Origin of the sequence: Pseudomonas sp. OF001, assembly GCF_904426495.1 — a bacterium.
Classification (GTDB): domain Bacteria; phylum Pseudomonadota; class Gammaproteobacteria; order Pseudomonadales; family Pseudomonadaceae; genus Geopseudomonas.
The window spans coordinates 18721-30932 of record NZ_CAJGBM010000019.1; the positions used below are offsets into that span (position 1 = coordinate 18721).

General features: G+C 70.7%; 10 protein-coding genes. All 10 read right to left on the reverse strand.

Annotated features, from left to right (window positions below; all coding sequences use genetic code 11):
- Window positions 1-13 precede the first annotated feature (13 nt).
- The gene (locus RA210_RS12400) at window positions 14-1735 is read right to left on the reverse strand and encodes a PAS domain-containing hybrid sensor histidine kinase/response regulator (protein ID WP_136491160.1); all 1722 of its coding nucleotides are present in this window, start codon (window positions 1733-1735) and stop codon (window positions 14-16) included.
- Window positions 1719-2876, reverse strand: a complete 1158-nt coding sequence (gene ercA / locus RA210_RS12405) for an alcohol dehydrogenase-like regulatory protein ErcA (protein WP_136491161.1) — start codon at window positions 2874-2876, stop codon at window positions 1719-1721. Before ercA ends, RA210_RS12400 begins: the two co-directional genes overlap by 17 nt.
- A 119-nt stretch (window positions 2877-2995) precedes the next feature.
- Window positions 2996-4984, reverse strand: a complete 1989-nt coding sequence (locus RA210_RS12410; protein WP_201486683.1) for a S9 family peptidase — start codon at window positions 4982-4984, stop codon at window positions 2996-2998.
- 106 nt (window positions 4985-5090) lie between these two features.
- Complete coding sequence (pqqE, locus tag RA210_RS12415) at window positions 5091-6245, reverse strand: pyrroloquinoline quinone biosynthesis protein PqqE (RefSeq protein WP_201486656.1); 1155 nt, start codon at window positions 6243-6245, stop codon at window positions 5091-5093.
- Entirely contained in the window at window positions 6217-6495 is a 279-nt protein-coding gene (gene pqqD, locus RA210_RS12420; protein WP_201486657.1) for a pyrroloquinoline quinone biosynthesis peptide chaperone PqqD, read from the reverse strand. The genes pqqE and pqqD overlap by 29 nt, the downstream gene beginning before the upstream one ends.
- Window positions 6492-7244, reverse strand: coding sequence for a pyrroloquinoline-quinone synthase PqqC (pqqC, locus tag RA210_RS12425; RefSeq protein WP_090214703.1), 753 nt, complete (start codon window positions 7242-7244; stop codon window positions 6492-6494). Before pqqC ends, pqqD begins: the two co-directional genes overlap by 4 nt.
- Before the next feature lie 128 nt (window positions 7245-7372).
- Window positions 7373-8284, reverse strand: coding sequence for a pyrroloquinoline quinone biosynthesis protein PqqB (gene pqqB / locus RA210_RS12430; protein ID WP_136491773.1), 912 nt, complete (start codon window positions 8282-8284; stop codon window positions 7373-7375).
- A 48-nt stretch (window positions 8285-8332) separates the two neighbouring features.
- Window positions 8333-8404: a pyrroloquinoline quinone precursor peptide PqqA gene (pqqA, locus tag RA210_RS12435; RefSeq protein ID WP_003253598.1), complete on the reverse strand. Its 72-nt coding sequence runs from the start codon at window positions 8402-8404 to the stop codon at window positions 8333-8335.
- Between the two features lie 323 nt (window positions 8405-8727).
- A complete protein-coding gene (exaC, locus tag RA210_RS12440; protein WP_201486684.1) occupies window positions 8728-10248 on the reverse strand; it encodes an acetaldehyde dehydrogenase ExaC in 1521 nt (506 codons plus the stop codon).
- Window positions 10249-10444: 196 nt separating this feature from the next.
- Window positions 10445-12100, reverse strand: coding sequence for a methyl-accepting chemotaxis protein (locus RA210_RS12445; protein ID WP_442963399.1), 1656 nt, complete (start codon window positions 12098-12100; stop codon window positions 10445-10447).
- Window positions 12101-12212: the final 112 nt, after the last annotated feature.

The window sequence follows — 12212 nt, forward strand, 5'->3', positions numbered from 1 at the left end:
CCCGCATCACACTTCAGGAGAGGAACTGGCTCAGCGCAGCGCGCAGCTTGCCCGGCTTGACCGGCTTGTTGAGCAGCGGGATGCCCTGCTCGTGCAGCTGGCGGCGGCACTGTTCGCTGCGCTCGGCGGTGATCATCACCGCCGGCAGCAGCCGCGCCGTCTCCGTGCGCAGGCTGGCGATCAGTTCGCAGCCGTTGGCACCCTGATCGAGGTGGTAGTCCACCAGCAGCAGCTCGGCATCCCAGCCCTGCAGCTGCGCGCGCGCCTCCGCCAGGCCGCCGGCCAGGCGCACCTCGCAGCCCCACTGGGCAAGCAGCGCCTGCATGCTCTGCTGGATGTCCGGCTCGTTGTCGACCACCAGCACGCGGCGCCCCGGCAGCGGATCGCCGAGGCTCTCCTGCGGGCGCGCCAGCGGTGCCGGCGCCACGTAGTCGGCCAGCGGCACCTCGATGCTGAACAGCGAGCCGCGCCCCGGCTGCGAGCGCACGGCGATGCGGTAGTCGAGCATGCGTGCGATGCGCTCGACGATGGCCAGGCCCAGGCCGACGCCCTTGCGCTCGGCGGCGCGGCCGGCATCGAGCTGGTTGAACTCGAGGAAGATCTCCTCGAGCTTGTCGGCCGGGATGCCGCGGCCGGTGTCGGCGACCTGGATCAGCAGGTGCGCGCCGCGCCGGCGGCAGCCGAGCAGCACGCGACCCTGGCCGGTGTAGCGGCAGGCATTGCTGAGGAAGTTGCGCAGGATGCGGGTGAGCAGGCGGAAGTCGGTGCGCACCGCCAGCCGCGGGATGCGCACGCGCAGGCCCAGGCCGGCGGCCTCCGCCACCGGCTGGAATTCCGAGGCCAGCGGCGCCAGCAGCTCGTCGAGACGGTACACGGCGAGGTCCGGACGGATCGCCCGGCTGTCCAGACGGGCGATGTCGAGCAGGTCGGCGAGCAGGTCCTCGGCGCCCTCCAGGGCCTGGTGGGTGCGCTCCACCAGGTTGGCCTCGCTGTCCGGCAGGCGCCGCTCGCGCAGGGTGGCGATCAAGAGGCGCGCGGCGTTGAGCGGCTGCAGCAGGTCGTGGCTGGCCGCCGCCAGGTACTTGTCCTTGCTCTGGTTGGCCGCCTCGGCGGCGTCGCGCGCCTCGCGCAGCTCGCACTGGATGCGCTCGCGCTCGCGGATCTCCTGCTGCAGGTGGCGGTTGGCCTCGAGCAGCTCGGCGGTGCGCGCGGCGACGCGCTGCTCCAGCTCGACGTTGAGCTGCTGCTGGCGCAGCTGGGCCTGCTTGCGCTCGGTGATGTCGGCGACGAAGCCCTCGACCAGCCCTTCCGCATCGGGCTTGAGCAGCAGGTTCATCAGCACGTCGATATGGCTGCCGTCGCGCCGGCGCAAGCGGGTTTCGTAGCCGAACAGGCCCTTGCCCTCGCGCAGTACCGCGCCGATGCGCGCCAGCTCGGCGGCGCCGCCGACGAACAGCTGCTCGGCCAGGTCGCGCTGCGACCACAGCACCTGCTGCGGATCGTCGTAGCCGAGCATGTGCGCCAGCGCCGGGTTGGCGGCGCGGATGCCGTCGTGCAGGCTGGCCTGGAAGATGCCGTGCACGGCGTGCTCGAACAGCCACTTGTAGCGGTTGCGCTCGCGCTCCAGCTCGTCGAGGCGCGCCGACAGCTCCGGGTAGTAGCTCTTGCGCGCCGAGTGGCTGCCGAGGCCGAGCAGGTCGGCGACGTTGGGCCGCGCGTCAGAGGGCTTCGCCATACACCACCTCGACGTCGCGCTGGGTCGACTGCCTGGGGTTGGTCAGGATGCACGGGTCGCGCATGGCGTGGCGCGACAGGAAGGGGATGTCCGAGCTGCCGACGCCGTGGCGGCGCAGGGTCTCCTCGAAACCGACCGCCTGCTTGAAGGCGATCAGGTGCTCGACCAGCCGCGCGCGCACCTGCGGTGGGGTCAGCCCGCGGCAGTCGATGCCGAGGGTCTCGGCGACCAGGCGGAAGCGCTCAGGCGCGGCATCGAAGTTGAACGCCACCACGTGCTCGACCAGCGCCGCGTTGCACAGGCCGTGCGGCAGGTCGAGGAAACCGCCGAGGCTGTGGCTCATGGCGTGCACCGCGCCGAGGATGGCATTGGAGAAGGCCAGGCCGGCCTGCATGCTGCCGAGCATGATCTTCTCGCGCAGGGCGATATCGTTGGGATCGGCGATCATCGCCACCAGGTTGCCGCCGATCAGCCGCATGGCCTCCAGCGCGTGGGGGTCGGTGAGCGGGCCGGCGCCGGTGGAGACGAACGCCTCGATGGCGTGCACCAGGGCGTCGATGCCGGTGCAGGCGGAGAGGAACGGATCCATGCTCAGCGTGGTTTCCGGGTCGATCAGCGACACGTCGGGCACCACCGCCTTGCTGACGATGGAGAACTTCATCCGCTCGACCTGGTTGGAGATGATCACGAACTGCGACACGTCGGCCGAGGTGCCGGCGGTGGTCGGGATCAGGATCAGCGGCGGGCTGGGCACACGGATGGTGTCGACGCCCTCGAACTCGAGGATGCTGCGCCCGTGCGCGGCGACGATGCCGATGGCCTTGGCGCAGTCCATCGGGCTGCCGCCGCCCACCGCGACTATCACGTCGCAGCCGCTGGCGCGGTACAGCTCGGCGCCGGCCATCACCTCCTCCACCCGCGGGTTGGGCGACACGCCGGTGAACAGCACGTGGGCGATGCCCTGCTGGTCGAGACTGGCCTGCACGTCGGTGACCCAGCCGGCCGCCAGCACGCCGGGGTCGGACACCACCAGCACCTTGCGGGCGCCGAAGGTCGCGGCGTAGTTGCCGACCGAATGGCGGGAACCGGCGCCGAAGATGATTTCCGGGCTGACGAACTTGCGGAGCGGCGAGAGGGACATGCAGGAACCTGACGGCATCGTTGTTGTTATGGAATGTTTCAAGGCGACAGCCTACTGCATTGCTCGGTCTTTGCAATCAACCGATGGCAATCCGCCCGCCGTGCGGTCGCCATCCGGCTTCAGCCGAGCAGGCGGCAATAGAACTGCCATTCGCGCTCGAGGGCATCGGCGAGATGGGCGGCCTGGCGGAAGCCGTGGCGCTCGTCCGGGTACAGGCGGTACTCGACCGCCACGCCGCCGGCCTGCAGCGCGGCGACCATCGCCTCGGTCTGCTGCGGCACCACCACGGCGTCCAGCCCGCCCTGGAAGAAGATCAGCGGCGCACGGATGTTCCCGGCATGGTTGAGCGGGGTGCGCGCCGCGTAGCGTTCGGCGTCGCGCACGGGATCGCCGATCAGCCAGTCCAGGTAGTCGCCCTCGAACTTGTGGGTGGCGCGGCGCAGGGCCAGCGGGTCGCTGACCCCGTACAGGCTGGCGCCGCCGCGGAACACGTCGTGGAAGGCCAGCGCGCACAGCGCGGTGTAGCCGCCGGCGCTGGCGCCGCGGATGAAGGCGCGCGCCGGGTCGATCAGCCCCTGCGCGCCGAGGTGGCGCACCAGCGCCACGGCGTCCGCCACCTCGATATCGCCCCATGCCCCCGTGAGGCGCAGCCGGCAGGCACGGCCGAAGCCGCTGGAGCCGCGGTAGTTGAGGTCGGCGACGGCGAAGCCGCGCTGGGTCCAGAACTGGATGCGCGGGTCGAACACCGGGTAGCAGGCCGAGGTCGGCCCGCCATGCAGGAACAGCACCAGCGGCGGCCGCTCGCCGGCCGGCACGCGGCAGGCGGCGTTGCGCGGCGCATGGAAGAACGCCCGGGCGCTCTCACCGTCGCCCGTGGCGAAGCGGATCGCCTGCGGGCGCGACAGCTCGGTCTCGACCAGCGGCTGCTCGCCGCCGGCGAGGATCTCGATCGCGCCCGAGTCGCGGGCGATGGCCAGCAGCGCCGGCAGCCGGTCCGGCGCGGCGGCGATGCAGTAGAAGTGCCGCGCGTCGGCGGCGAGCTGGCGGAAGCGCGAGAACTCCGCCGCCAGGCGGCGCTCGCGGCCGGCCGCGTCGCGCTCGACCAGCAGGCCCCAGCCCTCCTCCAGGCGCGCCAGCAGCCAGCCGCCGCCGGCCAGCGGCAGGTGGCTGACGGTGCCCAGCTGCCAGGGCGCCGGGGCGTGGTCGGCTTCCGCCATGGGCCGCGGTTCGCTCCAGCCCTTGCTGCCGCTGGAGCCGCTGGTGCGCATGGCGCACCCTACCGGCACGACGCCACGCTCGCAGGGTGCGCCATGCGCACCACCTGTCCCGACAGGCTGCCAGCGCCCGCCATACTCGTGCCACGGCCGCCACCAGCCGTCGCGGTCGCTCAGGCAGGTCAGGCTGCCGTCGGCGGCGAAGCACGGCTGCTGCAGCGACTGATCGTCCGCGTCGCCGGCCAGCACCTCGCGCGCGCCGAGCGAGCCGTCGGCGTGCAGCGCCATCCGGCACAGGCGGGTCGCCGTCCACGGCAGCTCGGGGCGGTCCCACTCGATCCAGGCCAGCCAGCGGCCATCGGCGGACAGCCGCGGCGCGCAATAGAAGTCGGCGCCCTCGGCCAGCACGCGGCGCGCGCCGTCGTGCAGCGCCAGGCTGACCAGGCGGTGCACCACGGCGTCGCCCTCGCGGCGCTCCTCCACCGCCAGCACCGCCTGCCAGGCCGGTGCATGCTGCAGGTCGCCGTAGCGGCAGTCGGGATTGGCGGTCACCCCGTGCAGCTCGCCGGGGCTGCCGTCGGCACCGACGCTCAGCCACCAGAGCTGCTGGTCGGCCTCGCCGACCAGCGCCACGCCGGCGCCGGTCAGGCAGAAGGCGCCGCCGCCGTACTCGTAGACCCGGCTGCGCACCGAGAAGCCCGGCGGGGTCAGCCGCCGCGCCCGCCCGGCGCGCCACAGCCACAGGCTGCAGGCCGCCTCCGCCGGGTCGAACTGCAGCCACAGCAGGCCGCCGAGGCCGGCGCGCAGCTCGGCGAAGTCGCGGCTGGCCGCGGCGGCCCGTTCGGCGCTCCAGGCGCTGGGCCAGGCGCCGCAGGGCAGCGGCTCGGCAGCCATCGCCGCGGGAGTCGGCTGCCCCCCGGCCGCCGGAGCGGCGACGGCGGCGTTCCCACGCGGGAGCGAGGGAACGATCAGCCCCCTGGCACGGCTCATCTGCCCGCCCTCAGCCCTTGCAGATGATCTGCGAGGCATGCACGTTGCGGTGGGTCAGTTGTTCCAGGCTCCAGGGCGCTTCCTCCGCCTCGCGGCGGGCGTCGAGGATCATGCCGTGGTGCGCCGACTTGCTGCACACCGGGTCGGCGTTGTCGGCGTCGCCGGTGAGCAGGAACGCCTGGCAGCGGCAGCCGCCGAAGTCGCGGTCCTTCTCGTCGCAGGAGCGGCACGGCTCGGGCATCCAGTCGTCGCCGCGGTAGCGGTTGAAGCCGAAGGAGTCGTACCAGATCTGCTTCAGGCTGTGCTCGGTGACCTTGGGGAACTGCACCGGCAGCATCCGCGCGCTGTGGCAGGGTAGCGCGGTACCGTCCGGGGTGATGTCGAGGAACAGGCTGCCCCAGCCGTTCATGCACGCCTTGGGGCGCTCCTCGTAGTAGTCGGGGGTGACGAAGATCAGCTTGCACGGGTGGCCCTGCGCCGCCAGCCTGTCGCGCCACTCGTTGGTGATGCGCTCGGCGCGCTCCAGCTGGGCGCGGGTCGGCAACAGCCCGGCGCGGTTGAGCTCGGCCCAGCCGTAGAACTGGCAGGTGGCCAGCTCGACGAAGTCGGCCTCCAGCTCGATGCACAGCTCGATGATCCGCTCGATGTTGTCGATGTTGTGCCGGTGGGTGACGAAGTTGAGCACCATCGGGTAGCCGTGCTTCTTCACCGCGCGAGCCATCTCCAGCTTGTGGGCGAAGGCCTTCTGCGAGCCGGCCAGCAGGTTGTTCACCTCCTCGTCGGCGGCCTGGAAGCTGATCTGGATATGGTCGAGGCCGGCCTCGGCGAACTCGGCGATGCGCGCCTCGGTCAGGCCGATCCCCGAGGTGATCAGGTTGGTGTAGTAGCCCAGTTCGCGCGCCGCGGCGATCAGCTCGGCGAGGTCCTGGCGCACCAGCGGCTCGCCGCCGGAGAAGCCGAGCTGGGCGGCGCCCAGCTCTCTGGCCTGGCGGAACACCTCGATCCACTGTTCGGTGGTCAGCTCCTCCTTGTGCTGGGCGAAGTCCAGCGGGTTGGAGCAGTACGGGCACTGCAGCGGGCAGCGGTAGGTCAGCTCGGCCAGCAGCCACAGCGGCGGGCCGGGCACGTGCCCCGGCTTAGCGAAGCTCGATCCAGAACCGTTCACGGGCCACCTCCAGGAATGCCAGGATGTCCTCGTCGATGCCCGGCACGTCCGGGAAGCGCGCGCAGAGGTCATCGATGATGGCAGCGACGCTGCGCACGCCGTCGACCTCGGCGAGGATCGCCCCGGCGCTGTCGTTGAGCTTGATCATGCCCTCGGGATAGAGCAGCACGTGGCAGCCCTGCGCCGGCTCCCACTGGAAGCGGAAGCCGCGGCGCAGCGCCGGCACCTGCTCGTGGCGTATCTCGTTCACAGCGCGATCCCCCGGTGCCAGACCCGCTCGGCGGTCACCGTGTGGTACGGCGGGCGCTCCAGCTCGTAGGCCATGCTCATGGCGTCGAGCATGCTCCACAGCACGTCGAGCTTGAACTGCAGGATCTCCAGCATGCGCTGCTGGGCCTGCCAGGTGGTGTAGTGCGCCAGGGTGATGCGCAGGCCGTGCTCGACGTCACGGCGCGCTTCCTTGAGGCGCTTGCGGAAGTAGTCGTAGCCGGTCGGGTCGATCCACGGGTAGTGCGCCGGCCAGGCGTCCAGGCGCGACTGGTGGATGTGCGGGGCGAACAGCTCGGTCAGCGAGCTGCTGGCCGCTTCCTGCCAGGACGCGCGGCGGGCGAAGTTGACGTAGGCGTCCACCGCGAAGCGCACCCCGGGCAGCACCAGCTCCTGGGACAGCAGTTGCGCGCGATCCAGGCCGACCGCCTCGCCGAGGCGCAGCCAGGCCTCGATGCCGCCCTCCTCTCCCGGCGCGCCGTCGTGGTCGACGATGCGCTGGATCCACTCGCGGCGGGTGTCGCGGTCCGGGCAGTTGGCCATGATCGCCGCGTCCTTCACCGGGATGCACACCTGGTAGTAGAAGCGGTTGGCCACCCAGCCCTGGATCTGCTCGCGCGTGGCGCGGCCCTCGTACATGGCGACGTGGAACGGGTGGTGGATGTGGTAGTAGGCGCCCTTGGCGCGCAGCGCCTGCTCGAATTCGGCGGGGCTCATGGCAGTCTGGGTCATCACGGCTCCTCGGGTGGCCACGCCTGCTGGCGCGGCTCGTTGTTGTTCTTGGCGTGCGGTGCGCATGGCGCACCCTACTGGGCGGTACGGCTGGCGTAGGGTGCGCCATGCGCACCATCAGCCGTGGCTTACAACGCGATCTGCATGCCGTCCCAGGCGACCTCGACGCCGCGCGCCTTCAGCTCGGCGCGCTCGGGCGACTCCTCGTCGAGGATCGGGTTGGTGTTGTTGATGTGGATGAGCACCTTGCGCTGACGCGGCAGGCGCTCGAGCACCTCGAGCATGCCGCCGGCGCCGCTCTGCGGCAGGTGGCCCATCTCGCTGCCCAGCTTGGTGCCGCAGCCGGCGTGGATCATCTCGTCGTCACGCCACAGGGTGCCGTCGACCAGCAGGCAGTCGGCGCGGTCCATCCACTCCAGCAGCGCACCGTCCACCTGGCCGAGGCCGGGGGCGTAGAACAGCTTGCCGCCGGTGCGGGTGTCCTCGACCAAGAGGCCGAGGTTGTCGCCCGGATGCGGGTCGTTGCGGTGCGGCGAATAGGGCGGCGCCGCGCTGCGCAGCGGGATCGGCGTGAAGCGCAGCGCCGGGCAGGCCTCGACGGTGAAGCCGCGGTCCAGCTCGATGCGCCGCCAGCTCAGGCCGCCGTGCCAGTGGCTGAGCATGTTGAACAGCGGGAAACCGCTGGTCAGGTCCTGGTGGACCATCTCGCTGCACCACACCTCGTGCGGGCAGCCCTCGCGCAGGGTGAGCAGGCCGGTGGTGTGGTCGATCTGGCTGTCCAGCAGGATCAGCGCGCGGATCGCGGTGTCGCGCACCGCGCGCGCCGGCTGCAGGGCCGGGAAGGATTCGATCTGCGCGCGGATGTCGGGCGAGGCGTTGCAGACGATCCAGTTGACCCCGTCATCGGACAGGGCGATGGAAGACTGGGTGCGCGGCGTGGCGCTCAGGGTGCCTTCGCGCAGGCCGCGGCAGTTGCGGCAGTTGCAGTTCCACTGGGGAAAGCCGCCGCCGGCGGCGGAACCGAGAATGCGGATATGCATGGGGGAGTCCCCGGACGGGAAGCCCCGGACGGGCCGGGGCTGTGTGGATCAACGGTTGGCGAAGTACATGGTCACTTCGAAGCCAATACGCAGATCGGTGAAGGCGGGCTTGGTCCACATGGCGCAGTCCTCTTGTTGTCGAAACCGGTGAATTCCGGCAAGACAGTTATGCGCCCTAACGCGGGCGCGCCAAATGGTACTTTGGAAGGAGTTTCGGCGATCCTTGGTAGTCCTGCCGGCGGACCGACCGGCGGGCATAAAAAAACGCGGCCGAAGCCGCGTTCGATACAAACTGCCTGGGGCCATGGGAAACCCGTCGGCAACCGCGCCCGGGGAGCGCATCGACAAGCAACACAGCAAGGGTTGGCGCGCCGGGGGAAGCGCGCCGCGTGGAGAGAGCGGGAGCCGGCGGACGGGGCTGCCGTCCCGTCCGCCGGTGGGACTCAGAAGAAGCCCAGCGGCTTGATGTCGTAGCTGACCAGCAGGTTCTTGGTCTGCTGGTAGTGGTCGAGCATCATCTTGTGGGTCTCGCGGCCCACGCCGGACTTCTTGTAGCCACCGAAGGCGGCGTGCGCCGGGTACAGGTGGTAGCAGTTGGTCCACACGCGGCCGGCCTTGATGCCGCGGCCCATGCGGTAGGCGCGGTTGATGTCGCGGGTCCACACGCCGGCGCCCAGGCCGAACTCGGTGTCGTTGGCGATCGCCAGCGCCTCGGCCTCGTCCTTGAAGGTGGTCACGCCGACCACCGGGCCGAAGATCTCCTCCTGGAACACGCGCATGTCGTTGGTGCCCTTGATCAGGGTCGGCTGCACGTAGTAGCCGCTGGCCAGGCTGCCTTCGAGCTTCTCGGCGGCGCCGCCGGTGAGGATCTCGGCACCCTCTTCGCGGGCGATATCCATGTAGGAGAGGATCTTCTCGAACTGCTGGTTGGACGCCTGGGCGCCGACCATGGTCTCGGTGTCCAGCGGGTTGCCACGCTTGATCTGCTTGACCTTCTGCATGACCACGGCCATGAACTCGTCGTAGATCGACTCCTGGATCAGCGCGCGCGACGGGCAGGTGCACACCTCGCCCTGGTTGAAGAAGGCCAGCACCAGGCCCTCGGCGGCCTTCTCGATGAACTCGGGCTCGGCGCGCATGATGTCTTCGAAGAAGATGTTCGGCGACTTGCCGCCCAGCTCGACGGTGCTGGGGATGATGTTCTCGGCGGCGCACTTGAGGATGTGCGAGCCGACCGGGGTGGAGCCGGTAAAGGCGATCTTGGCGATGCGCTTGCTGGTGGCCAGCGCCTCGCCGGCCTCGCGGCCGAAGCCCTGGACGATGTTCAGCACGCCCGGCGGCAGCAGGTCGGCGATGATCTCGGCCAGCACCATGATCGACAGCGGGGTCTGCTCGGCCGGCTTGAGCACGATGCAGTTGCCGGCGGCCAGCGCCGGGGCCAGCTTCCAGGCGGCCATCAGCAGCGGGAAGTTCCACGGGATGATCTGGCCGACCACGCCCAGCGGCTCGTGGAAGTGGTAGGCGGCGGTGGTGTCGTTGATCTCGGCGGCGGCGCCTTCCTGGGCGCGGATGCAGCCGGCGAAGTAGCGGAAGTGGTCGGCGGACAGCGGCACGTCGGCGTTGAGGGTCTCGCGCACGGCCTTGCCGTTGTCCCAGGTCTCGGCGACGGCCAGCACTTCCAGGTTCTGCTCGATGCGGTCGGCGATCTTCAGCAGGATGTTGGCGCGGTCCTGCACCGAGGTGCGGCCCCAGGCGTCGGCGGCGGCGTGGGCGGCGTCCAGCGCCAGCTCGATGTCCTCGGCGGTGGAGCGCGGGAATTCGGCGATCACCTCGCCGGTGACCGGCGTGGTGTTGGTGAAGTACTGGCCCTTCACCGGAGCCACGAACTCACCATTGATGAAGTTGCCGTAACGCGGCTTGAAGGAAACGATGGCGCCAGCGGTACCCGGTTGTGCGTAGATCATGCTCATGGCCTCTCTTTTATTGTTGCGGTCCGATCTGGTTCTGCGCGGACTGTGCGTTGATGGTGGCAGTCCGCACGCGGCGCAGGTATGCGCCGATGGAAGGCAGAAGCTCGTTATTTGGTAGTAACGGCCGCAAGAAAGGTTGCATGCGCGCCGGCAAAGCGCAAGGTGCCGCGCAGACGCCTTGCGCCGCCCTTCACGCCGCGGCGTGCTGGCGCTGGCGCGCCGGCTCGGGCGTCGCTGCGGCCTCCGGCCGGTAGCCCAGGCGCAGTCCGCCCCAGTGGCGGCCGTGGACGAGGATCGGCACCGACAGGTCGTGCATCAGCTCGCCGGTGTCGCGGGTGTAGGTCTGCATCAGCAGCGGCTGCTGGTGGCTGCCGCAGCGGATGCCGGTACGGTCGGTGAAGATGCGCTTGCTGCGGCTGTGCGCCATGTCCGCCTGCAGGTCGCCGGTGAGCGGCTGGCTGAACGCCAGGTTGTGGGTCGGCACGTAGCCGTCCGGCGTGCAGGCGATGGCGAACACCACGCCCTCGTGGCGCCCCAGCAGCGGCTCCTGGATGGCCGGCAGCACCTCGTCGGTGAAGCGGTCGAAGCGGCTGGCGTACTTCTGCGGATGGGTGCCGGGCACCGGCCGGTAGTGGCGGTCGAACAGGTCGTCGAGGCTGATCCGGCCAGCCTTGATCGCCGCCTCGAACTGCCGGGTGATCGCCTGCGCGCCCTCGCGGGCCAGGTCGTAGACGCGCTGGTGGTAGTCGTCGAGGGCCACCGCGGCGAGCTGCTCGCTGATGTGCTCGGTCAGCTCCTCCAGCTTCATCGCCTCGCCCTCCAGGCGGCGGGTCTGCTCGTCGCTGACCGCCAGGTCGCTGCGCATCTGGTCGACCGCGGCGAACAGGCTGCCGAGCTGGCGCCGGTTGTCGTCGGAACCGACGGCGATCTCGCTGATCTGCCGTTCGACATCCACCGACAGCGCGGCGATGCTCTCCAGGTGCTGGCCGGCGCGCTCCACCTCGTTGACCCCGGTGACCAGCTCGGCGGACAGACTGCGGATCTGCTCGACCACCTCGCGGGTGCGGCGCTGGATCTCGCCGATCATCTGTCCCACCTCGGCGGTCGCCGTCGCGGTACGCCCGGCCAGGCTGCGCACCTCGCCGGCCACCACGGCGAAGCCGCGGCCGTGCTCGCCGGCGCGCGCCGCCTCGATGGCCGCGTTGAGCGCCAGCAGGTTGGTCTGGCTGGCGATCTCCTCGATCACCCCGGTGACCCGCTGGATATCCGCGCTGCGCCGGTTCAGCTCCTCGATCAGCTCGCGGCTGGCACCGGCCTGCTGGCGCAGCTGCTGCATGCGGCCGATGGTGTCGACCAGCACGCGGCGGCCGGCATCGCTGCTCTGCCGCGCCTCGATGGCGGCCTCCACCGCCTGCTTGCTGAGCGCCGAGGTCTGCGCCTCGGTGGCGATCATCACCTCGGCGCTGCCGACGATCTGCGCGGCGGCGGTGACCTGCGACTCGACCCGCTCGGCCAGCTGCTGCGCCGAGTAGGCGACGCCGGCGGCCGACAGGGCGTTGTGACTGATCGAGTGGGACAGGCCGCGGGCCAGTTGGTCGACATCGACACCGGCCGTGCTGCCCCCCCGCGAGCTTCGGCGCACGAGCAGCGCCACGGCGGGCAGCGCCGCCAGCAGCAGGGCCAGGCACAGCCAGAACGGCAGCCAGCCCTGCGCCTGGGCGAGCAGCAACAGGGCCGCCACGCCGCCCGGCAACAGGCGTTCGGCGAGCGTGCGGAAACGGATGGATGTCATGGGGGCTCCTCGCTGGAGGCGCCGGCGCCGGCAGGCAGGGCGGCCTGTGGCCATCCGCTACTGCAGCCGGGCTTGCCGGCCTTGTTCTTGTTGGAAGCACGGCAGACCGTCGGGGAACATGGCGGCGGTCGCCTTGCGCGGGACATCGCCTGTATATCGGCCGCCG

Excerpts from the sequence above, each read along its gene's own strand:
- RA210_RS12410 (WP_201486683.1), bottom strand. The coding sequence starts at position 4,984 with ATGGCTGCCGAGCCGCTGCCCTGCGGCGCCTGGCCCAGCGCCTGGAGC.
- pqqC (WP_090214703.1), bottom strand. The coding sequence starts at position 7,244 with ATGACCCAGACTGCCATGAGCCCCGCCGAATTCGAGCAGGCGCTGCGC.
- exaC (WP_201486684.1), bottom strand. The coding sequence starts at position 10,248 with ATGATCTACGCACAACCGGGTACCGCTGGCGCCATCGTTTCCTTCAAG.
- ercA (WP_136491161.1), bottom strand. The coding sequence starts at position 2,876 with ATGTCCCTCTCGCCGCTCCGCAAGTTCGTCAGCCCGGAAATCATCTTC.
- pqqB (WP_136491773.1), bottom strand. The coding sequence starts at position 8,284 with ATGCATATCCGCATTCTCGGTTCCGCCGCCGGCGGCGGCTTTCCCCAG.
- RA210_RS12400 (WP_136491160.1), bottom strand. The coding sequence starts at position 1,735 with ATGGCGAAGCCCTCTGACGCGCGGCCCAACGTCGCCGACCTGCTCGGC.
- RA210_RS12445 (WP_442963399.1), bottom strand. The coding sequence starts at position 12,100 with ATGGCCACAGGCCGCCCTGCCTGCCGGCGCCGGCGCCTCCAGCGAGGA.